Genomic DNA, 20,225 nt, shown 5'->3' on the forward strand with positions numbered 1-20,225 from the left:
AATCGCATCAGGAGGACGCCATGACCGCCAAGACGCTTGCCATCGGCAACTACAACGACACCGACGCCGCCGCGCTGGAGCATGACCTGAACGCTCAGCGCGTGTCCAACCTGGACGAGGCGCTGGCGCTGGACGACGCCGCGCGCGAGGCCGTGACCGCCATCGCCTACATGGGCCACGCGGCGTTCGGCGGCGACGCCATGGACGCGTTCCCGAACCTTTGCCTGATCGCGAATTTCGGCGTGGGCTACGACGCCATCGACGTGGACGCGGCGAGCGCCCGGGACATCGCGCTGACCAACACGCCGGACGTGCTGAACGACGACGTGGCCGACCTGGCCGTGGCCATGCTGCTGATGCAGGGACGGCGGATGCGGCAGGGCGACGAACTGGTCCGCTCGGGCCGCTGGGCCGACGGCGAAAGCTTTCCGCTGAACCGCAAGATGAGCGGCGCGAAGGTGGGTATCCTCGGGCTGGGCCGGATCGGGCACGACATCGCCAGCCGCCTGGCCGCGTTCAAGATGGACCTGCATTACTGGTCGCGCTCGGAAAAGGACACGCCCGGCTGGACCTACCACGGCGATCCCATGGACCTGGCCCGCGCGGTGGACGTGCTGGTCATCGCGCTGGTGGGCGGCCCCGAGACCGAGAACATGGTGAATGCCGCCATGCTGGACGCGCTGGGCAAGGACGGCGTGGTCATCAACATCTCGCGCGGGACGACCGTGGACGAGGGCGCGCTGCTGGACGCGCTCGAGGCCGGACGCATCGCCGGGGCCGGGCTGGACGTGTTCGTGGGCGAGCCGAAGGTCGATCCGCGCTTCTACAAGCTGGACCAGGTGGTGCTGCAGCCGCACCAGGGCTCCGGCACCGTCGCGACGCGGGCCGCCATGGGTCAGCTGCAGCGTGACAACGTGGCCGCCTTCCACGATGGCAAGCCGCTGCTGACCCGCGTGAACTAGCGCGTGGCGGGCGAGGGCGGCGGGGGGCCCCGCCGTTCCCGTTCACGGTGCCAGATATAGACGCCGGCCGCGATGATGATGAGGCCGCCCAGCAGCGTCCAGACGGTGGGCCAGGTGCCGAACACCAGGATCGAGGCGATGGCCGCCAGCACGATCTGGATGTAGATCATCGGCGCGAGGATCGACGCATCCGCCAGCCGGTGCGCGTAGGTCGCGAAGATATGGCTGGTGCCGCCGAAGATCCCGACGAGGCACAGCACCACGTAGCCGCCGACGCTGTCGGGCCAGACCCAGACCGACCAGGCGAAGGGCAGCAGGACCAGCGTGGCGAGTCCCGAAGCCCAGACCTGCGAGGTCGCGTTGCTTTCGATCCCCGCCAGCATCCGCGTCATGATGAAGTAGAGCGACGCCAGCGTCATCGCGAGCAGGTTCAGCAGCATCGCCGGGTGGAACTCGGCCCCCCAGGGCTGCATCACGACCAGCACGCCCAGGAAGCCCACGCAGACGGCCACCAGCCGGTGGATGCCCACCCGTTCGCCCAGGATCGGGATGGCGAGCAGCGTCACCGCGATGGGCCCCGAGAACATGATCGTCGTCGTCACCGTCAGCGGCAGGTATTGCAACGCGGTGAAGTTGCATACGGTGCTGCCCATCAGGAACAGCGACCGCAGCGCCTGCCGCTTCGGCGCGTTCGACCGGATGGCGTCGCCCCCCTCGCGCGGGAGGAACATCACCAGCGCCTGCAGGAAATGCACCGCGTAACGCGCGAACACGACCTGGATCGCCGGCAGCCCCGCCAGCACCAGCCACTTGGCCGAGGTATCGATGCAGGTGAAGCCCAGCACGGCCAGGGCCATCATCCCGACGCCCAGGCCCAGCCGGTCTTCTCGGGCCGCCACCTCGTGATGAAGTGGCGGCTGATGAACGCTTGGCATCAGCCCACCGACCACCCGCCGTCGATGACATGCGCGTGCCCGGTGGTGAAGGCGCTCTCGTCCGAGCCCAGGTAGATCGCCAGCTTGGCGATTTCCTCGGGCGTGCCGACGCGGCCCATGGGCTGGCGGGCGATGAACTGCTTCTTCGCGGCCTCGTAGTCGCCGCTGTCCTCCCACCGCTGGTGCAGCGACGGGCTGTCCACGGTGCCGGGACAGATGCAGTTGCAGCGCACGCCGGTGGTCACGTAGTCCAGCGCGACCGACTTGGTCATGGCGATGACCGCCGCCTTGGTCGCCGCGTAGACGAAGCGGTTCGGCGCCGCGATGATCGAGCTGGCCACGGACGAGACGTTGATGATCGAGCCGCCGCCGCGTTCCACCATGCCCGGCAGCGCGACCTGCATCCCGTGAAACTGCGTGCGGCAGTTCAGGTCGAACGCGAAGCCCCACTGCTCGTCCGTGCAATCGGCGATGGTGCCGTTATGCACGAAGCCCGCGCAGTTCACGAGGATGTCGGGCTTGGCGTCGGTGATCGCCTTTTGCAGCGCATCCTTGTCGGTGGCGTCCAGCGCGAAGCTTTCGGCCGCCTTGATGTCCGACAGCAGGTCACCCTTCAGGTCGGTGGCCACCACGTGCGCACCCTCGGCGGTCATCGCCTCGGCCACGGCGCGGCCGATGCCTTGCCCGGCCGCCGTGATGAAGGCGCGTTTTCCGTTCAGTCTCATGTTACTTGCTTTCCAGGTTCTTGGTCATCCAGTCCACCATCTCGGGGACGTTCAAATCGCCCGAGCCGCCATCGCGCGCGGCCCGAAGGGTGGCATCGGCGCAGCCGGCCATGCGGCTGTCGACGCCGAAATTCTCGGCCATCTGCTTGTAGTAGCCCACGTCCTTGGCCGCGTTCGCGACCGAGAAGGCCAGGTCGATCTGCCCGTCGGTGGCATAGTTCTTGATGAAGTCCATCATGCCCGAGTGGTTCGGCCCCGCCGCCATCACGTCGTAGACCATCTGGCGCGGCACGCCGACCTTGTCCGACACGGCGAAGACCTCGGACATGGCCATGGCGGTGGTCATGGCGAAGAAGTTGTTCATCAGCTTGATCTTGTGGCCGTTGCCCAGGTCGCCCAGGTGAAAGACGTTCTCGCCCAGGTCGTCGAGCACCGGCTTCACCTTGTCGTAGGCGTCCTTGTCGCCCGCGCACATGATGTTCAGCTTGCCGTCCACCGCGTGGGCGGGCGTGCGGCCCAGCGGCGCGTCCAGGTAGGCCGCGCCCTTCTCGGCCAGGTCGGCGCCGATCTTGGTGGTCGAGCTCGGCAGCGAGGTGCCGAAGTCGATGACCACCTGCCCGGATTTCGTGCCGGCCAGTACGCCGTCATCGCCGTAGATGCGCGATTCGACATGGTCAGACGTGCCCATGCAGAGCATCACGATGTCCGAGCCTTCGGCCAGTTCCCGGGCCGACGCGGCCTCGGTCGCGCCGCGCGAAATGGCTTCCTCGATCCCGCTGCGGTCGCGGTTGCCCAGTGCGATGACGGGATAGCCGGCCTTCTGCAGGCACTCGACCATGGCGCGGCCCATCAGCCCCAGCCCGATGAATCCGATAGTTGGCTTGCTCATGCTTTCTTCCTTTCGTGATCGTCAGGCGCAGGCCGGGCTGTCGCCCGTCCAGCGATGAATCGGGATGTGCGGCTGCGGCGCGAGCCGGGCGCGCGTGTCCAGCCACATCTGCCGCCACGTCGACCAATCCCCCAGGACCGCGTTCGGGTCCCTGGCCGAGCGGGCGACGAATTCGGGGAAATGCGACCGCCCCGTGGGCTGGCCGGTGACGTTGTAGCGGATGTCGAAGCTCCACCGGAACCGGTCCGAGCGGTTGTCGAGCGATGCGTGCGGCGTCAGCGGGTGGAAGATCACCGCGCCGCCGGCCTTCACCGGCAGGGGGATCGCCCTGGATTCGTCCAGGAAGCCGTCCGCGATGGCGGTCTGGCGCTTGGGGCAGTGCGGGTACATCTGCGGCCGGCCCGGCACGACCTGCAGGCAGCCGTTCTCGACGGTGGCATCCTCGACCGCGATCCAGACGGTGACCATCCGCGTGTCGTCGCCGTCCTCGTGCGCGACGGCGCGGTCCTGGTGCCAGTCGGTCTGCATCAGGTGGGCGCGCGTCTCGGTCTCGCGGATATTCGGCGCGGGCGGCTTCAGGCGGACGTGCTGGATCGGGTTCGACGTGATCTCGGGGCCGATCAGGTCCTCGACCAGGTCCAGAAGCCGCGGGTCGGTCACCATGTCGAAGACCGCGGGCCCGATATGGAAGGGCGTGTCGGCATGGATCTTGTCGCCGGGCAGCGAGATGTCCATCGGCTGAAACCAGTCGCAGCCGGCGTGGTACGAGGTCAGCAGCTTCTGCCAGAAATCGGCGCCGTTGGCGGGCGGCACCAGCCCCTGCGCGTGCCAGTCGTCGTAAAGACGGTCGAGCAGGTCGACATATTCGCGGCGCACGGCCTCGAGGGCGGCGGGCGACACTGCGTTCTCGACGACCAGGTAGCCGTCGGACTCGAATTTCGCGATCTGGGTGTCCGTGAGGTGGAGGGGCATGGCCTCGCTCCTTGAAATGGGGAAATGGAAGCGTGCGCCGCCCCGGGGACCGGGACGGCGCGCGGTCACGTCAGAGGAATAGCGTGACGATGGGCGGATACATCAGCAGGACCGACAGCGCGCAAAGCTGCAGCGCGATGAAGGGCAGGAACCCCTTGAAGATGTCGGTCAGCTCGATCCCCGGAGGGGCCACCGATTTCAGGTAGAACGCGGCCGGCCCGAAGGGCGGCGACAGGAAACTGACCTGCATGTTCATACAGAACACCACGCCGAACCAGATCGGGATGTAGCGCGCATCGATGCTGGCGAAGAAGCCGATCTCTTCGGCGGGCAGTTGCGTCACGATGGGCAGGAACACCGGCATGATCAGCAGCACGATCCCGATCCAGTCCATGAACATCCCCATGATGAGGAAGATGAACATCATGATCAGGATGATCCCCATGGTGGGCAGGTCGGCCCCGGTGATCAGGTTCGCCACGTAGGTCGGTCCGCCGGCCAGCGTGTAGGCGGCCGCCAGCGCCGCGGCGCCGATGGTGACCCAGATGATCGTGCCCGTGGACTTCAGCGTGCGCATCAGGCTGTCCCACACGATGATGAACGTCATCTCGCGCCGGAAGAGGCCGATCACGAAGACGGCGATCACGCCCATGCCCGCGGCCTCGGTGATGCCGGTGATGCCGCCGTAGATGCTGCCCAGCACCACGCCGATGACGACGATGGGCGCGACAAGGCCCTTGCCCATGTTCCATCCGCGCGACGTGCGTTCACGGCCCACCACGAAGAAGATCGTGGCCAGCGCGATCGCGAAGGCGCCGATCAGGTAGGGGAAGTCGCTGACCATGCCCAGCAGGATCGGATCCTCGCCCTCGCGCGGGACGTTCGCCCCGGTGAGCGTGAAGAACAGCGCCCGGATGATCAGCACGCCCACGACCCAGCACGCCATCCGCGCGAGGAAGCCCAGGAACATCAGGGCCTTCTCGCTGCCCTCGGGGGCGTCGGGATCGGCTTCGGGCAGGGGCGCCATCGACGGCGTGATGCGGGTGCGCACGACGATGTAGATGATGAAGAACGACGCCAGCATGAAGCCCGGCAGGAAGGACGCGGTGAACAGCGCCTTGATCGAGGTCTCCGTCACCAGCCCGTAGAAGATCAGCACGATCGAGGGCGGGATCATGGTGCCGAGGCTGCCGCTTGCGCAGATGGTGCCGATGGCGAGGTTCTGGTTGTAGCCCAGCCGCAGCATCTGCGGCAGCGCGATCAGGCCCAGCAGCACGACTTCGCCGCCGATGATGCCCGACATGGCGGCCATGATGACGGCCATGATCGAGGTCACGATGGCGATGCCGCCCCGGGTCCGCGCCAGCCACACGTTCAGGGACGAATACATGTCGCGCGCGATGCCGCATCGTTCCAGTAGTGCCGCCATGAAGATGAAGAGCGGGATCGAGATGAGGACGTAGTTCGTCATCTGCCGGTACACGGCCTGCGCCAGCACCGACAGGGGCCCGCGGCCGAAGGTGTTGAACAGCAGGTCCACGTCGAACTTGAGGATCAGCGTGACCACCGCCAGGAAGGCCGAGGCGAAGCCCAGGGGCATCCCGATGGCCAGCAGCGCGAACATTGCCAGCAGGATGATCAGGCTGAGGGTTCCGATATCTACCATTTTGGACTCAATCGTTCAGGGTGCTGCGGATGTTCTCGATCTCGGTCTCGTCCACCGCATCGGGATTGGCGTAGGCGTCTTCCTTCGACCAGTCGGCGATCAGGTTCGACACGGCCTGCAGGGCCACCAGAACCATCGACAGCAGGAGGAAGGGCTTGATGATGCCGGGAATGGGCGGATCCCAGGCGGTGCCGAAGGTCTCCATCCGCATGAAACGGGTCTCGGCGTCGTTGTAGCCGCCCCAGACCAGCGCGAAGACGAAGAAGCAGATCAGCAGGACCGACATGCTGTCGGACAGCTTGCGCATCCACCGCGGCATCCGGTCGTAGATCACCGGGATGCGGATGTGACAGCGCTGCTGCATGGCGTACTGACCCGACAGCAGGAACACGAAGGCCGCGATCCAGAGCGACAGCTCGTTCGCCCAGAGCGTCGGCGCCGAGAAGACGTAGCGCGACACCACCTCGTAGAACATCACCACGACGATCAGCGCGATCGAGATCATTGCGGCGCGGGACAGGACCAGCGACACGATGTCGAAGATGCCGTCGCGGGGCGGTTCGATGTCGCCCTTGAAATCGGACAGGTAGACCGACGCGAACAGGATCGCCCCGAAGACGCAGGCCAGCATCAGCTGGACCATCGGGCGTTCGGCCGGGCGGATCATCTCGTACATCGCGATGGCCTCGGGATCGAGGATGCGCATGGCGACGAAGTAGACATAGAGCAGCAGCGACGCGGCGATGAACGCGATCATGATGAGCTTGACCGGCCTGCGCAGGCTGCCGAGCCAGACGGATTTGCCTTCCATGGGGGCCCCCAGTCGGATCGTAGGTTAAAAAAGGCGGACCCCTTGCGCGAAGGGGCCCGCCGCGGACCTTTGCGGCCTTCGGCCGTCCTTATTCGCCCGAGATCAGGCCGAGGTCGGACAGGTAGGACTTGTGGCTTTCCAGAAGCGCGGCGGCCTCGGGCGAGCGGGTGCCCCAGTCGTCCCAGGCAACCTGAGCGGCGCGACGGAACTCGGCGCGGTCCTCGGCCGACCAGTCATGCAGCGTGACGCCCTGCTCCTGCAGATCGGCGGCGGCTTCGGCGTTGGCCTTCTCGTTCGCCAGGGCGACCTGGAAGGACAGCTTCTGCCAAGCGGTGTCGATGATGCGGCGGTGCTGTTCGCTCAGACCTTCCCAGACGGCCTGGTTGCAGGCGAGGTGGTCCGACGGCATCGAGTGGAAGCCGGGATAGGTCGCGTGGCTGACGATGTCGTAGAGACCGAGGCCCACGTTGTTGGCCAGGCCCGACGCGTCGGCGCCGTCGATGATGCCGGTTTCCAGCGCGGTGAAGATCTCGGTGAAGTCCATCACGATGGGCGAGGCGCCCAGTTCTTCGAAGATCTCGGTTTCCATGCCCGGGGGCGACCGGAACTTCCAGCCTTCCAGGTCCGCGAAGCCGGCGATCGGCGTCGACGAGGACAGCGATTCCTGGCCGTAGATCGACCAGCCGATCAGCTGCATGCCCTGCGCGTTGTAAAGCTCCTGCGCGGCTTCGTAGCCGTCACCGTAATACAGCCAGCTGTACTGCTGCCACGGGGTGTCGTAGCCGCCCATGATGTCGCCGACGAACTGGAACGCCGGGTTCTTGCCTGTCTGGTAGGCGCCGCCGGTGGCGTCGCAGTCCAGGATGCCGTTGATCGCCGCGTCGAAGGTTTCGACGGTGGCGACGACCGAGGACGAGTAGAACATCTCGATGGAAATGTCGCCGCCCGACATGGTTTCGACGTCGTCGATCCACTGGGCCAGAAGCTGGCCGGTGGGGTGTTCGGTCGCGTAGTGGGTTTGGATCCGCAGGGTCACTTCCTGCGCCATGGCCTGGCTGGCAAGCAGAGCGCCAGCGGCAGCCGTGACCATCAAGGTCTTGGTCTTCATTGATTTTCCCTCCCGAGCGGCTGTTGCGCCGCCTTTTTAGTATGAAACGTGGCTGACGCCGCGTCGCACGAAGATGGTATACCATCGCTGGAAACGCTAGCGAATGGTCTGTCGACAATCAATGGTTTTTGGTATACCAAATTTCGAAACCGTTATCGCTCCTGGTTTCGATGCGCGGCAGCCCCTGTCGCCGCGTTGCGAAACGGGGGCTTAGCAGGAAACCGAATGTCCGAGCCGTCCTTGCCCGAACAGATCGCCAACGAGCTTCGGCGCGACATCCTGCGGGGCACCCTGGTGCCGGGCGCGCCGCTGAAGGAACGCGACCGGGCGCTGGAAATGGGTGTCAGCCGCACTCCCATGCGCGAGGCGATCCGAATCCTCAGCCAGGAGGGGCTGGTGGTCCTGCGTCCCGCGCGCAGCCCGCTGGTCGCCGACCCGCCCCTGTCGGACATCATGGACCACGTGATCGTGCTGCGCGCGCTGGAAGAGCTGTCGGGCGAACTGGCCTGCACCAACGCCACCGAAGAGGACCTGGACAAGCTGCGCGCGATCAACGCCAAGTTCGAGTCCGAATTCTATACCGCCGACCGTCTCGTGTCGTTCGAGACCGACATGTCGTTCCACATGGCCATCGCCCGCGCGTCGCATAACTACGCCCTGGCCGACACGCACAGGTCGTTCCTGGCGCGGCTGTGGCGGGCGCGGTTCCTGACCTCGACCCGCCGGCGTAACCGCCAGACGGTTCTGGAACAGCACGCCGCGCTTCTGGATGCGCTCTGCCGCCGGGACCGCGCGGCGCTGAAGACCGCGTTCGACGCGCACCTGGGACACCTGGCCGACGATATCCGCAAGGTCTTCGAAAAAGAGCAGACCTAGGCGCGACGGCCCCAACACCCGATCAACCGATTCAACAGGAAAGCCCCGAAAGGGCGGAAAGGACACGCGATGAAGCTGCTGAGATTTGGACCCAAGGGCGCCGAGAAGCCCGGACTGCTGGACGACGACGGCCAGGTGCGCGACCTGTCGGGCAAGGTGGACGAGCTTGCCGGCGACGGCGTGTCGCTGGACGCGCTGGAGAAGATCCGCGGCATCGACCCGTCCAGCCTGCCCGTGGTGTCCGACCCCGGCCGGATTGGCAGCCCGCTGGCCTGGGTGCCGAACTTCTTCTGCATCGGCCTGAACTATTCCAAGCACGCCGCCGAGACCGGTGCCGACGAGCCGAGTGAGCCGATCCTGTTCAACAAGACCAGCTCGGCCCTGTCGGGTCCGAACGACCCGGTGATCCAGCCGCGCAACTCGACCAAGCTGGACTGGGAAGTCGAGCTGGGCATCGTGATCGGCAAGCCCTGTCTCTACGTCTCGGAGGACGACGCGCTGGATTACGTGGCCGGTTACGCGACCATCAACGACGTGAGCGAGCGCGCCTTCCAGATCGAGCGTGGCGGCCAGTGGACCAAGGGCAAGTCCGCCCCGACCTTCGGCCCCGTCGGCCCCTACCTGGTCACCGCCGACGAGGTGGGCGACCCGCAGAAGCTGGCCGTGTCGCTGAGCGTCAACGGCAAGGTCATGCAGGATTCGAACACCTCGGACATGATTTTCACCGTCCGCCAGATCGTCAGCTACATGAGCCAGTTCATGGAACTGCGCCCCGGTGACATCATCGCCACCGGCACGCCCGAGGGCGTGGGCATGGGCCTGAACCCCCAGGTATTCCTGAAGCCCGGCGACGTGATGGAAGTCACGATCGAGAAGCTGGGCGGCCAGCGCCAGGAAGTGGTCGCCGCCGACTGAAGACGCCCCCGGCCCTCGTGCCGGGATGCGCGCAACACCGGATCGGCCCCCTTGCGGGGCCGATTTTCATTTCCGGAATTCAGCCGGGCGCTTCGATCATCGACCGATGCGCCGGATCGCCGCCGTCACCATCCACGCTTCTTCGGTGCGAATAGGCGCCCGGGTCAGCTCCGCTCGACGCAGCCCCGGGCTGACGTTTCGAGATCGACCACGCTGCCGCCGCCGGACGCTTCGGCCAGGAAGCCGTCAACGGCGTCGCGCAGCGCGAGCCAGTCGGTGAACTCGCGCGGGCCGTCGCTCACGTCCACGTCCACGTTGTGCAACAGGACGTGCTGCACGATCTGGCGCTGGTAGTAGTCGTAGTTGTCGGACCGGATCGCCCCCGCGACCAGAAGCTCGCGATCCGGGGTGAAGCCCGTCCGCATCTTCATCTCGTCCAGGAAATCCTGCGCCTCGTCGCGCCCCTCCGGGAAGGCGGCCTTCAGGCTGACCGACAGCATCAGCGTCGGCACCGCCGCCAGGTCCTCGAGGCTGGTGGCGACCAGCAACTCGAAATTCTTGGGGTGGCGGCGTTCGTGGACCGGTGCGGCCAGGATCACCCGGTCGGTGGTATTCAGGCGCAGCGGCGCGGTCTGCTGGCTGGCGTCGAACAGGCCGACACTGCCCCCGGCGGCATGGACGCGCTCGGCCACCCGCTCGACGATGCGGCGGGTCTGCCCCTCGTAGCTTTCGAAGATGATGATGGTGCGCATTCCGCCCTCCGCGACGTGTGCCGGGGGCATCCGCCGCCCCGGTCGTCCGTGTCTCTAGGACGGTGCCGGGGCGGCTTCCTTGCGCCAGATCAATTCAGGCGCGATGTCACAGCAGGCCTTTCACCCGCTTCACGACGGCATCGACCGACAGGCCGTACTGGTCGTGCAGGGTGGGCAGGGCGCCGGCATCGAGCCATTCGTCGGGCAGTGCGACCTGCGCGAAGGCGGGGCGCAGGCCGCGCCGCATGAGCGTGCCGGCCACGGCCTCGCCCAGCCCGCCGTTGATCGAATGGTTCTCGGCCGTGACGACCAGGCGTCCGGTCTTGCCGCAGGCCTCGGCGATGGTGTCCTCGTCCAGCGGCTTGATCGTCGGCACGTGCAGCACTCCGGCCTCGACCCCGTCCTTTTGCAGCCGCGCGGCGGCATCCAGGGCGCGCATGGTCATCAGCCCGGTCGAGACGAACAGCACGTCGCCCCCGTCGCGGATCATCTGCGCCTTGCCCAGCTTGAACCGGTAGCCGTATTCTCCCAGCACGTCCGGCACCTGCCCGCGCAGAAGGCGCATGTAGACGGGGCCGGGGTGATCGGCGATGGCGCGGGTGGCCTGGTCGATCTCGGTCGCGTCGCAGGGATCCAGGACCGTGAGGCCCGGCATCCCGCGCATGATGGCGATATCCTCGGTCGACTGGTGCGACGGCCCATAGCCCGTGGTCAGGCCCGGCAGCGCGCAGCAGATCTTCACCGGCAGGTTGTCCTCGGCGATGGCCATGGCGATGAAGTCGTAGGCCCGCCGCGCCGCGAACACGGCATAGGTGGTGGCGAAGGGGGTGAAGCCTTCCTTGGCCAGCCCAGCGGCGGCCGAGATCAGCACCTGTTCGGCCATGCCCATCTGGTAGAACTTGTCCGGGTGCGCCTTGGCGAAGACGTGCAGGTCGGTGTATTTCGACAGGTCCGCCGACAGCCCGACGATGTCGTCGCGGGTCTGGGCGAGCTCGGCGAGGGCGTGACCGAACGGCGCGGGCTTGGTCGCCCGCCCCTCGGCATCCAGCGACGCGATCATGGCCGAGGTGCGCGCGCCCCCCTTGGGCGGTGCGCTGCGGGCGACGTTCTTGGGCGTGCGGCGGGAATTGGGACCGAGGCTCATGCGGGTTTTCCTTCGTCCAGAATGGCCAGGGCGCGGTCCCATTCATCCTCTTCCACGCGGACGAAATGGGTGATCTCGCGTTCCTCGAGGAACGGCACGCCCTTGCACATGGTCGTGCGGCAGATGACGACGCGGGGTTGCGGGCCGGGGTGGTGGCGCGCGGCGTCCAGCGCGGCGACGACGGCGTCGATATCGTTGCCGTCGACCTCTTGCGCGAACCAGCCGAACGCCTCCCAGCGGGGCGCCTCGGGCATCTGCATCAGCGCGTCCGACGGTTTGCCGTCGGCCTGCTGGTCGTTCACGTCGACGATGGCGATCAGGTTGTCGAGCTTCCACTGCGTGGCGCTCTGGACCGCTTCCCAGGTCGAGCCCTCGCCCAGTTCACCGTCGCTGAGCAGGTTGTAGACGAAGGCCGGGTTGTCCTTGCGCTTGAGCCCCAGCGCCATGCCCACGGCGATGCCGAGCCCGTGGCCCAGCGAGCCGCCCGTGATCTCCATCCCGGGAGTGTAGGACGCCATGCCCGACATGGGCAGGCGGCTGTCGTCGGTGCCGTAGGTCTCGAGCTCCTGCTCGGGCAGGATGCCGGCCTCGATCATCGCGGCATAGAGCGCGATGGCGTAGTGGCCGATGGACAGCAGGAAGCGGTCGCGCCCCTCCCATTCGGGGTCGTCGGGGCGATAGCTGAGCGCGTGGAAATAGCTGGCGGCCAGCACGTCGGCCACGCCGAGCGCCTGACCGATATAGCCCTGGCCCTGTACCTGCCCCATGCGCACCGCGTTGTGGCGGATGGCCCAGGCGCGGCGCGCGAGGCTCACGTTGGATCTGTGATGATCGGGTGTCATGTCCGGCCCTCCCGTGCCGTTTTCAACCAGTCGAGCGTTTCGTCCGTGGGGCGCGGATCCTTGTATTCCGCGCCCAGCGGGGTCTGCCATCCGAGCTGGTCCAGCAGCCCGAAGATATAGGGGTAATGCACTTCGCCATGGTCGGGCGTGCCGCGGTCGGGCACCGCGGCGAACTGCACATGGCCGATGATGGGCATCAGGTCCTGCAGCTGGTGGGTCAGGTCGCCGCCCATCATCTGCAGGTGATAGCAGTCGAACATCAGCTTCACCGTGTCGTCGCCCACCGCGTTGATGATGCGGGCGGCCTCGGTCGCGGTCTTCAGGAAATAGCCCGGCGCGTCGTAGCGGTTCAGCGGCTCGATCAGGATGCCGCGTCCGCCCGCGCGCGCGCAGGCGAATTGCAGGTTGTTGATGAAGGTCGCCTCGGCTTCCATCCCCTCGGCGAAACCTGCCATGACGTGGACGTTCGCCGCGTCGATCGCCACGGCGTAGTCCAGCGCCTGCTCGATGGCCGCTCGGGCGTCGCCTTCGCGGCCGGGCAGGGCCGACAGGCCGTTCTCGCCCGCGTCGACATCCCCGCGCGAGGTGTTGAGCCCCAGGCAGGGCAGGCCCGTCTCGTCCAGCGCGGCCTTCACGTCGGCCGGGTCGTCATCGTAGGGCCAGTGCAGCTCGACAGCGTCGAAGCCCGCCGCCCTGGCCGCACGGATGCGGTCGGGATAGGGGCGGTCGTCCCAGAGAAACCCGAGATTGGCCGAGAATTTCATCGCGCTGTCCTTTCGGTTGCGTTCCGTCGCTGGCCGCGTGGCCGCCTCACATCACCGCGCCGATCTGCCAGGGCACGAATTCGTGGTCGCCCAGACCCTGCGCCTCGGATTTCGTGCGCTCGCCCGAGGCGACCCGCAGCCACATCTCGTAGATCTCGCGGCCGACATCCTCGACCGAGCGCTCGCCCGACAGGATCGTGCCCGCGTTCACGTCCATGTCCTCGGTCATGCGGTTGAACATCTCGGAATTGGTGGCGACCTTCATGCTAGGCGAGGGCTTCGCGCCGAATGCCGAGCCGCGCCCGGTGGTGAAGCACACGAGGTTGCAGCCCGACGCGATCTGGCCGGTCACGCTGGCCGGGTCGTAGCCGGGGCTGTCCATGAAGGTGAAGCCCTTGGCCGTCACCGGCTCGGCGTACTTGTAGACGCCGGTCAGCGGCGTGGTGCCGCCCTTGGCCGCCGCGCCCAGCGACTTTTCCAGGATCGTGGTCAGGCCGCCGCGCTTGTTGCCGGGGCTGGGGTTGTTGTCCATCGAGCCGTTGTTGCGGGCGGTATAGTCCTCCCACCACTTGATGCGCTCGATCAGCCGCTCGCCCACGGTGCGGTCCACCGCGCGGGCGGTCAGCAGGTGTTCGGCGCCGTAGATCTCGGGCGTCTCGGCCAGCACGCCGGTGCCGCCCTGCGCCACCAGCAGGTCGCAGGCATGGCCCACGGCGGGGTTGGCGGTGATGCCCGACCACGCGTCCGAGCCGCCGCATTGCAACGCGACCATCAGGTCCGAGACCGGGCACTCCTCGCGCTCGGCCGCGTTCACCACGGGCAGCATCGCCTCGATCTTCTTGATGCCCAGCTCGACCGTCTTGCGCAGCCCGCCCACGTCCTGGATGTTCATGTGCTGGAACAGCGGCCCGGGCGTCAGGCCATAGGCTTCGACCAGCCAGTCGATCTGCATCATCTCGCAGCCGAGACCGGCCATCAGCACGGCGCCCACGTTGGGGTTGCGGGCATAGCCCCACATCACGCGCTGCAACGCCTCGAACCCGTCGCCCGAGCCGGCCATGCCGCAGCCGGTGCCGTGGGCGAAGGCCACCACGCCGTCCACGTTGGGATAATCCGCGAGCCGTTCGTCGGTGAAGTGCTCGGCGATCTTGTGCGCCGCCGTCGCCGAACAGTTCACCGAGGTGATGACGGCGATGAAGTTGCGCGTGCCGACGCGGCCCGTTTCGCGGCGGTAGCCCATGAAGGTGTCCTGCCGTTCGGCGGGGGCGACCGGTTTCAGGTTGGTCGCGAACTCGTATTCGTGGTCGACCGACCGGAATTCCAGGTTGTGGCTGTGCACGTGGGCGCCGGCCGGGATGTCGTCCGAGGCATAGCCGATGATTTGCGCGTACTTGCGGACGGGGGCGCCCTTGGCGATGGGCTCGACCGCCATCTTGTGGCCGCGCGGGACCAGCGTGGTCGCGCCCTCCTGTCCGATTTCCAGCGGTTTGACGGCGGTGACGACGTTGTCCTCGGGGGACAGGCGGACGGTCAGCATGGATCTAATCCCATTTCACATCGAATTTGGTGACGACGGCCTGCACCTGGTCGTCGGTCAAGGGGCGGGCATTCATCCCGCGCGTGAGCAGCGCGAGCTTCGCGGTCTCTTCCAGTTCCTCGATCGCGTTGCAGGCGGCCTGCGGGTCCTTGCCCGCGACCACCGGGCCGTGATGGGCCAGCATGACCGCGCTGCGCTTGCCCGCGAGGCCGCGCACCGCGTCGCCCATGGCCGGGTCGCCGGGCAGGAACACCGGCAGCAGCTTGACCTTGCCCAGCTGCATGATCGCGTAGGGCGTCAGCGGCGGCAGGAAGTTGTCCTCGTCCGCGCCATCGAGCAGCGACAGCGCGACCGAGTGGGTGGAATGCAGGTGCACCACGGCGCCCGTGGTGCCGCGCGTATCGTAGAACGCGGTATGAAGCGGCATTTCCTTCGTGGGCCTGTCGCCCGCGATGTGATTGCCCTGATCGTCGAATTTCGACAGGCGCGCGGGGTCGAGCCGCCCGAAGCTGGATCCGGTGGGCGATACCAGCAGCCCGCCATCGGGCGTGCGGGCCGAGATGTTGCCGGTCGAGCCATGGGTCAGCCCCCGGTCGAACAGGGACTTGGCCAGAAGGCACAGGTCTTCGCGCAGGCGGGTCTCGTCGCTCATAGCTTCTCCAGCGCCTCGGCGAAGAAGCCTTCGCTGCCGAAATTGCCGGATTTCAGCGTGATGGCGATATCGTGCCCGTCCGAGGTGGCGAAACACCACGGCACGCCCGGCGCGATCTCGGGGCCGATCTCCAGCCGCGCGACGCCGAGCGCCTGCGTCACGGCGCCCGAGGTCTCGCCGCCGGCCACGACGAAGCGGCGGGCGCCGCTTTCACGGGCCGAGCGGGCGCATCGGGCCAGCGCCTGTTCCACGATCTCGCCCGCTTGCGCCGTGCCCAGCTTGTCCTGCGCGGCGCGGACCTCGTCCGGCTCGGCCGTGGCGTAGATCAGCGGCGCGTCGGCCAGGTCCTGCGCCACCAGCCAGTCGAGCGCGGCTTGCGGTCCGTCACTGTCCAGCGTCAGCGGGTCGAGCTTGAATTTCGGCCCGTCATAGGCCGCCACCTGCTTGCGCGTCATGGCCGAGCACGAGCCCGACAGGATCACGGCACCCGCGTCCGGGGCGGTCGGCGCGGGCGCCTCGGCCTCATCGCCGATCAGGTCCGCCGCGCGGTAGAGGTCGGGCAGGGGCGCGGCCACGGCGCTGCCGCCGGTCATCAGCCCGAAGTCGCGGCAGGCGGTGGCGATGGTGGTCAGGTCCTCGTCGGCGACGGCATCCACGATCACGTGGGGCGGCGCGTCGGCCAGTGCCGCGCGCAGCGCGTCGGCGCCGCGCGCCACGGTCAGACGGTCGACGAGGCCCACGTCCCGTTTCACCTGCGGCGCGAGCAGCCGCACCAGGTTGCTGTCGCGCATGGGCGTCAGCGGATGGTCCTTCATCGGGCTTTCGGCCAGCGGTTGCTGCCCGACGAAAAGGTTGCCCATGAAGATCGACCGCCCGTTCTCGGGGAAGGCGGGGCAATAGATGGTCTGCGTGGCGCCGATCCGGTCCATCAGCGCCTCGGCCACGGGGCCGATATTGCCGTGGTCGGTGGAATCGAAGGTCGAGCAGTATTTCCAGAAGAAGCGCTCGGCCCCCGCCTTTTTCAGCCAGTCCAGCGCCGCGAGCGCCTGGGACACCGCGTCCTCCACCGGCGCGGTGCGGATCTTGAGCGCGATGACTTCGAACGCCGCCGCATCCTCGGGCGGGCCGTCCGGCACGCCGATGCGCAGGCTCACGCGCACGCCGGACCGGGCCAGCAGCCCGGCCAGGTCCGTCGCGCCGGTGAAGTCGTCGGCGATGCAGCCGAGGACGGTCATGATTTCCCCGGCAGATCGAGCCCGGCGTTGCGGGCATAGACCTTGACCAGTGCGGCATCATCCTCGCGTCCCAGCCCAGACCCTTGGGCGGCCAACCATTGCTGCAGGGCCGCCGCCGTCACCGGCGCGCCGAACTTGGCCGAATGCGCCACGTCGAGGCAGATGCCCAGGTCCTTGGGCCAGATGTCCACGGCCGAAAGCGGGGTGTAGTCGCCCGCCACCACGTGGGGCACGCGGTTTTCCAGCACCCACGAGGTGCCCGCGCATTGCGGGATGATCTCGGCGAATTTCTCGGGGCTGACACCTTGCGTCATGCCGAAGGTCAGCGCCTCGGCCATGCCCGCCAGGTTGATGCCCACCAGCATCTGGTTGATCGCCTTCATGGCCGAGCCGGGGCCGGCCTCGCCGCCCAGTTCGTAGACCTGGCTGGCCATGGCGTCGAGGCAGGGGCGCGCCTTGTCGAACGCGTCGGGCGTGCCCGAGGCCAGCACCGAAAGCTCGCCCTTGGCGCTGCGCTGTGGCCCGCCCGAGATCGGCGCGTCGAGGTAGAGGCAGCCGGCCTCGTGGCACTTCGCCTCCATCTCGCGGGCGAAATCGGGGGCGACGGTGGCGCAGGACATGACGACCGTGCCGGGCTTCAGATGCGGCACGATCCCGTCGTCGCCGAACAGCACCGTCTCGGTCTGCGCGGCGTTGATGACGACGCTGATGACGACGTCGCAGTTGCCCGCGACATCGGCCATGGCGCCCTCGGCCCCGCCATCCGAGACGAAGCGCGCCATGCTGTCGGGGTTGATGTCGAAGCCGTGAACCGTGTGGCCCGCCCGCAGAAGCGACGAGGCCACGCCGTAGCCCATGGAGCCCAGGCCGATGACGGCGGCGGTTTGGGTGGTCATATCGTGTCCTCCTCAGGCGGCGGGCTTGTCGTCTTCCAGGTAGTAGCGGACGTTGTCTTCGAAGCTGTCGTCGGCCTCGAGCCCCAGCGCCAGCGCCTTGTCGGCGTGGATGTCGAAGCGCCAGCCGGTGACGATGGACTGGATCGACGGGTCGTCCTCGAACTTGATGAGCTTGGCGGGTTCCGGTCCCGCGACGGCGGTCATCGCGTCGATCATCTGGCGGATCGACCAGGTGCGGCCCGGCATCTGCATGACGTGGTTCTTGCCCATGTCGGCGCGGTCGACCTCGGCGATCTTCACCAGGTTCTCAACGCATTGCCGCAGGCTGAGGTAGTAGTGCAGGAAGTCGTCGCCCACGGGGCAGACGGCCTCGACCCCGTTCAGCGGTTCGCGGATGATCGACGACATGAAGGACGACGCCGCGCGGTTGGGCTTGCCCGGCCGGACCGAGATCGTGGGCAGCCGCACGCCGCGCCCGTCGATATAGCCCTTGCGCGAGAAGTCGTTCAGCAGCAGCTCGCCCGCCGCCTTCTGCGCGCCGTAGCTGGTCTGCGGGTTCAGGAAGGTCTGGCCGGTGATCGGGTCGTCGACCTCGCCGCCGTAGACGGCGATGGACGAGGTGAAGACGACGACCGGGTTGGTACCCAGCTTGCGGCAGCGTTCGAACACGTTCCAGACGCCGAAGAGGTTGATGTCGTAGCCGGCCTCGAATTCTTCCTCGGCGTGGGCCGACACGACCGCGGCCAGGAGATAGACCACGTCGGTGTCTTCGGTCAGGCAGGCCGCGATGCTGTCGGGGTCGGTGATGTTGCAGCTGGCATAATCGACCGCGACCTTGCCCGCGTCGATCTGGGGCGGATCGTTCACGTCGGCCAGGGTGATCTTGTCGATGCCCTTGCCGCGCAGGGTGCCGCGCTGGGCGAGCTTGGCGCCGAGCCGGTTGCCGACAACGCCGCCGCCGCCGATGATCAGGATGTTCATGTGTCTCCTCCCTCGAAAATCTGGGGCACCAGGGCGCCCGTGTGTTGGATGACGCCGCCCGCCAGCCCCATGGCCGAGGCCGCCGCCGTTTCCAGGTCTGCGCCCGTGGCCAGCCCGGCCAGCAGCCCGGCGGCGAAGCTGTCGCCCGCCGCCGTGGTGTCGACAGGCGTGACTGGTTGCGGCGACAGCGTGCGCTCGCCCGTCGCCTCGGACCACAACGTGATGGGACCTTCGCCGTCCTTGACCACCACCATGGCCGAGCCGCCTTCGCGATAGCGGGCGATGGTGTCGGACGGGGTCGCGTCGCCGAAGAGCGACGTCTCCTCGTCGAAGGACGGCAGCACCAGGTCGGCCGCCGCAGCGCCGCGGGTCAGGCCCGCGCGCATGGCGTCCTCGCCCTCCCACAGCCGGGGGCGCAGGTTGGTGTCGAAGCTGACCTGCGTGCCGGTCTCGCGCGCGCGGTCCAGCGCCTGGCACAGGGCAGTGCGCCCGGTGGGCGGCAGAATCGCCAGGGTGATGCCCGACAGGTGGATCCAGTCACGGCCCGACAGAAGCGTTTCGATCCAGCCCATGTCCTCGGTCATGCGCCGCGCGGCGGACTGGTCGCGCCAGTAGGAAAAGCTGCGCTCGCCGTTCTCGACCGAGATCATGTAAAGCCCGACGCTGCGCCCCTCGACCCGGCGGATGGCCCGGATGTCGATGCCCGCGTCGCGCATGAAGGCCAGCATCTCGTCCGACACGGCGTCGTGGCCCACGCAGGTGCCGTAGGAGACGTTCCACTCCGGCGGCAGCAGGCGGCGTGCGTACCACGCGGTGTTGAACGTGTCGCCGGCAAAGCCGCGCCGATAGGTGTCGGGCCCGGTCTGGGCCAGTTCCACCATGCATTCCCCGATACTGAGAACCGATCCGCTCATCGCGCGCTTGCCCCCGAAATCAGCGCCAGCGCCACGACCGCCAGCATGGACGCCGCCATGGCGTAGTTGATGCGGCGCTGGGCGCGCTCGCTCAGGTCCAGCCGGTGCAGCGTCGCCCCGGCGAAGAGCCACGCCAGGTGCAGCGGGATCCAGATCGCGTTGGTGATGATCAGCTTGGTCACGATCTCGAACCCGTAGCTGTCGGGCGCGTAGGGAAACCCGGCAAACAGTGTCGTGTTCACGGCATAGGCCTTGGGGTTGATGGTTTGCAGCAGGATCCCCGCGCCGATGCCGGGGGCTGTCGCCTTCTCGATGAAGGCGATGCGGCTGCCCGCCGTGGCGATGCGGAAGGCCAGGTAGCACAGGTATGCGACCGAGGCCGCCATCAGCACCGTGCGAACCACCGGCACCGACAGCACGATGGCCGCCACCCCGGTGATGACCGCCAGCGCCACCAGGTTCGTCCCGATGAACAGCCCCGTGACATAGCGAAACCCGGCGCGAAAGCCGTAGCCCGACCCGACGCCCGCGGTGGACAGCACGCCCGGTCCCGGCGTCACGATCAGGAAGAACACCGCCGCGGCGAATGTCAGCATGGGGCTGTCCCTGCGGCCTTGGTCGTCATCACGCGCCCTCGCCGCCCTTGTCT

General features: G+C 67.5%; 21 protein-coding genes. 3 read left to right on the top strand and 18 right to left on the bottom strand.

The genetic code is table 11. The features are described from left to right. Window positions 1-20 precede the first annotated feature (20 nt). Window positions 21-962, top strand: coding sequence for a 2-hydroxyacid dehydrogenase (locus BUB76_RS05025; protein WP_073127374.1), 942 nt, complete (start codon window positions 21-23; stop codon window positions 960-962). On the opposite strand, the gene BUB76_RS05030 is transcribed toward BUB76_RS05025, so the two are convergent. From BUB76_RS05030 to BUB76_RS05060, 7 genes are all read right to left on the bottom strand, one after another. Beyond that, window positions 959-1,861 carry a DMT family transporter gene (locus BUB76_RS05030; RefSeq protein ID WP_236737859.1) on the bottom strand — a complete coding sequence of 301 codons (903 nt, stop codon included), beginning with the start codon at window positions 1,859-1,861 and terminating at the stop codon, window positions 959-961. The genes BUB76_RS05025 and BUB76_RS05030 overlap by 4 nt on opposite strands. Before the next feature lie 35 nt (window positions 1,862-1,896). After that, window positions 1,897-2,622, bottom strand: coding sequence for an SDR family oxidoreductase (locus tag BUB76_RS05035; protein WP_073127376.1), 726 nt, complete (start codon window positions 2,620-2,622; stop codon window positions 1,897-1,899). 1 nt (window position 2,623) lies between these two features. Further along, a complete protein-coding gene (locus BUB76_RS05040; protein ID WP_073127378.1) occupies window positions 2,624-3,511 on the bottom strand; it encodes an NAD(P)-dependent oxidoreductase in 888 nt (295 codons plus the stop codon). Between the two features lie 21 nt (window positions 3,512-3,532). Beyond that, window positions 3,533-4,483: a phytanoyl-CoA dioxygenase family protein gene (locus tag BUB76_RS05045; RefSeq protein ID WP_073127380.1), complete on the bottom strand. Its 951-nt coding sequence runs from the start codon at window positions 4,481-4,483 to the stop codon at window positions 3,533-3,535. A 70-nt stretch (window positions 4,484-4,553) separates the two neighbouring features. Further along, on the bottom strand, window positions 4,554-6,149 hold the full coding sequence (locus tag BUB76_RS05050) for a TRAP transporter large permease (protein ID WP_073127382.1): 1,596 nt from the start codon (window positions 6,147-6,149) through the stop codon (window positions 4,554-4,556). Between the two features lie 7 nt (window positions 6,150-6,156). Beyond that, complete coding sequence (locus BUB76_RS05055) at window positions 6,157-6,960, bottom strand: TRAP transporter small permease subunit (RefSeq protein WP_073127384.1); 804 nt, start codon at window positions 6,958-6,960, stop codon at window positions 6,157-6,159. An 88-nt stretch (window positions 6,961-7,048) separates the two neighbouring features. Next, window positions 7,049-8,068 (bottom strand): TRAP transporter substrate-binding protein, encoded by a 1,020-nt coding sequence (locus BUB76_RS05060; RefSeq protein ID WP_073127386.1) that lies wholly within the window; start codon window positions 8,066-8,068, stop codon window positions 7,049-7,051. 225 nt (window positions 8,069-8,293) lie between these two features. On the opposite strand from BUB76_RS05060, the gene BUB76_RS05065 reads away from it, so the two are divergent. Then, window positions 8,294-8,944 (top strand): GntR family transcriptional regulator, encoded by a 651-nt coding sequence (locus tag BUB76_RS05065; protein ID WP_073127388.1) that lies wholly within the window; start codon window positions 8,294-8,296, stop codon window positions 8,942-8,944. 69 nt (window positions 8,945-9,013) lie between these two features. Further along, complete coding sequence (locus BUB76_RS05070; RefSeq protein WP_073127390.1) at window positions 9,014-9,859, top strand: fumarylacetoacetate hydrolase family protein; 846 nt, start codon at window positions 9,014-9,016, stop codon at window positions 9,857-9,859. A 164-nt stretch (window positions 9,860-10,023) separates the two neighbouring features. Here the strand turns inward: BUB76_RS05070 and BUB76_RS05075 are convergent, their stop codons facing one another. The 11 genes from BUB76_RS05075 to BUB76_RS05125 all read right to left on the bottom strand — a co-directional run bounded on the left by BUB76_RS05075 (window position 10,024) and on the right by BUB76_RS05125 (window position 20,172). Beyond that, window positions 10,024-10,611 carry a flavodoxin domain-containing protein gene (locus BUB76_RS05075; protein ID WP_073127391.1) on the bottom strand — a complete coding sequence of 196 codons (588 nt, stop codon included), beginning with the start codon at window positions 10,609-10,611 and terminating at the stop codon, window positions 10,024-10,026. 106 nt (window positions 10,612-10,717) lie between these two features. Beyond that, the gene (locus tag BUB76_RS05080; protein WP_084140542.1) at window positions 10,718-11,755 is read right to left on the bottom strand and encodes a transketolase family protein; all 1,038 of its coding nucleotides are present in this window, start codon (window positions 11,753-11,755) and stop codon (window positions 10,718-10,720) included. Next, window positions 11,752-12,597, bottom strand: a complete 846-nt coding sequence (locus tag BUB76_RS05085; protein ID WP_073127393.1) for a transketolase — start codon at window positions 12,595-12,597, stop codon at window positions 11,752-11,754. Before BUB76_RS05085 ends, BUB76_RS05080 begins: the two co-directional genes overlap by 4 nt. Next, window positions 12,594-13,361 (bottom strand): hydroxypyruvate isomerase family protein, encoded by a 768-nt coding sequence (locus BUB76_RS05090; protein ID WP_073127395.1) that lies wholly within the window; start codon window positions 13,359-13,361, stop codon window positions 12,594-12,596. Before BUB76_RS05090 ends, BUB76_RS05085 begins: the two co-directional genes overlap by 4 nt. Window positions 13,362-13,407: 46 nt before the next feature. Then, entirely contained in the window at window positions 13,408-14,898 is a 1,491-nt protein-coding gene (locus BUB76_RS05095; protein ID WP_073127397.1) for a UxaA family hydrolase, read from the bottom strand. Between the two features lie 4 nt (window positions 14,899-14,902). Next, entirely contained in the window at window positions 14,903-15,550 is a 648-nt protein-coding gene (gene otnC, locus BUB76_RS05100) for a 3-oxo-tetronate 4-phosphate decarboxylase (RefSeq protein ID WP_073127399.1), read from the bottom strand. After that, on the bottom strand, window positions 15,547-16,788 hold the full coding sequence (gene otnK, locus BUB76_RS05105) for a 3-oxo-tetronate kinase (RefSeq protein ID WP_073127401.1): 1,242 nt from the start codon (window positions 16,786-16,788) through the stop codon (window positions 15,547-15,549). The genes otnC and otnK overlap by 4 nt, the downstream gene beginning before the upstream one ends. Continuing rightward, on the bottom strand, window positions 16,782-17,681 hold the full coding sequence (gene ltnD, locus BUB76_RS05110) for an L-threonate dehydrogenase (protein ID WP_073127403.1): 900 nt from the start codon (window positions 17,679-17,681) through the stop codon (window positions 16,782-16,784). Before ltnD ends, otnK begins: the two co-directional genes overlap by 7 nt. A gap of 12 nt (window positions 17,682-17,693) precedes the next feature. Beyond that, complete coding sequence (denD, locus tag BUB76_RS05115; RefSeq protein ID WP_073127405.1) at window positions 17,694-18,662, bottom strand: D-erythronate dehydrogenase; 969 nt, start codon at window positions 18,660-18,662, stop codon at window positions 17,694-17,696. Beyond that, on the bottom strand, window positions 18,659-19,576 hold the full coding sequence (locus tag BUB76_RS05120) for a sugar kinase (protein WP_073127407.1): 918 nt from the start codon (window positions 19,574-19,576) through the stop codon (window positions 18,659-18,661). The genes denD and BUB76_RS05120 overlap by 4 nt, the downstream gene beginning before the upstream one ends. Beyond that, complete coding sequence (locus BUB76_RS05125) at window positions 19,573-20,172, bottom strand: LysE family translocator (RefSeq protein WP_073127409.1); 600 nt, start codon at window positions 20,170-20,172, stop codon at window positions 19,573-19,575. Before BUB76_RS05125 ends, BUB76_RS05120 begins: the two co-directional genes overlap by 4 nt. Between the last annotated feature and the right edge of the window lie 53 nt (window positions 20,173-20,225).

It is taken from the genome of Palleronia salina (assembly GCF_900141995.1).
Taxonomy (GTDB): Bacteria; Pseudomonadota; Alphaproteobacteria; order Rhodobacterales; family Rhodobacteraceae; genus Palleronia; species Palleronia salina.

Bases quoted from the DNA above. Each gene is read 5' to 3' on its own strand.
- BUB76_RS05085 (WP_073127393.1), bottom strand. From the start codon at position 12,597: ATGACACCCGATCATCACAGATCCAACGTGAGCCTCGCGCGCCGCGCC.
- BUB76_RS05055 (WP_073127384.1), bottom strand. From the start codon at position 6,960: ATGGAAGGCAAATCCGTCTGGCTCGGCAGCCTGCGCAGGCCGGTCAAG.
- BUB76_RS05025 (WP_073127374.1), top strand. From the start codon at position 21: ATGACCGCCAAGACGCTTGCCATCGGCAACTACAACGACACCGACGCC.
- denD (WP_073127405.1), bottom strand. From the start codon at position 18,662: ATGAACATCCTGATCATCGGCGGCGGCGGCGTTGTCGGCAACCGGCTC.
- BUB76_RS05035 (WP_073127376.1), bottom strand. From the start codon at position 2,622: ATGAGACTGAACGGAAAACGCGCCTTCATCACGGCGGCCGGGCAAGGC.
- BUB76_RS05080 (WP_084140542.1), bottom strand. From the start codon at position 11,755: ATGAGCCTCGGTCCCAATTCCCGCCGCACGCCCAAGAACGTCGCCCGC.
- BUB76_RS05040 (WP_073127378.1), bottom strand. From the start codon at position 3,511: ATGAGCAAGCCAACTATCGGATTCATCGGGCTGGGGCTGATGGGCCGC.
- ltnD (WP_073127403.1), bottom strand. From the start codon at position 17,681: ATGACCACCCAAACCGCCGCCGTCATCGGCCTGGGCTCCATGGGCTAC.
- BUB76_RS05070 (WP_073127390.1), top strand. From the start codon at position 9,014: ATGAAGCTGCTGAGATTTGGACCCAAGGGCGCCGAGAAGCCCGGACTG.
- otnC (WP_073127399.1), bottom strand. From the start codon at position 15,550: ATGAGCGACGAGACCCGCCTGCGCGAAGACCTGTGCCTTCTGGCCAAG.
- BUB76_RS05090 (WP_073127395.1), bottom strand. From the start codon at position 13,361: ATGAAATTCTCGGCCAATCTCGGGTTTCTCTGGGACGACCGCCCCTAT.
- BUB76_RS05065 (WP_073127388.1), top strand. From the start codon at position 8,294: ATGTCCGAGCCGTCCTTGCCCGAACAGATCGCCAACGAGCTTCGGCGC.
- BUB76_RS05050 (WP_073127382.1), bottom strand. From the start codon at position 6,149: ATGGTAGATATCGGAACCCTCAGCCTGATCATCCTGCTGGCAATGTTC.
- BUB76_RS05045 (WP_073127380.1), bottom strand. From the start codon at position 4,483: ATGCCCCTCCACCTCACGGACACCCAGATCGCGAAATTCGAGTCCGAC.
- BUB76_RS05095 (WP_073127397.1), bottom strand. From the start codon at position 14,898: ATGCTGACCGTCCGCCTGTCCCCCGAGGACAACGTCGTCACCGCCGTC.
- BUB76_RS05060 (WP_073127386.1), bottom strand. From the start codon at position 8,068: ATGAAGACCAAGACCTTGATGGTCACGGCTGCCGCTGGCGCTCTGCTT.
- BUB76_RS05075 (WP_073127391.1), bottom strand. From the start codon at position 10,611: ATGCGCACCATCATCATCTTCGAAAGCTACGAGGGGCAGACCCGCCGC.
- BUB76_RS05125 (WP_073127409.1), bottom strand. From the start codon at position 20,172: ATGCTGACATTCGCCGCGGCGGTGTTCTTCCTGATCGTGACGCCGGGA.
- BUB76_RS05120 (WP_073127407.1), bottom strand. From the start codon at position 19,576: ATGAGCGGATCGGTTCTCAGTATCGGGGAATGCATGGTGGAACTGGCC.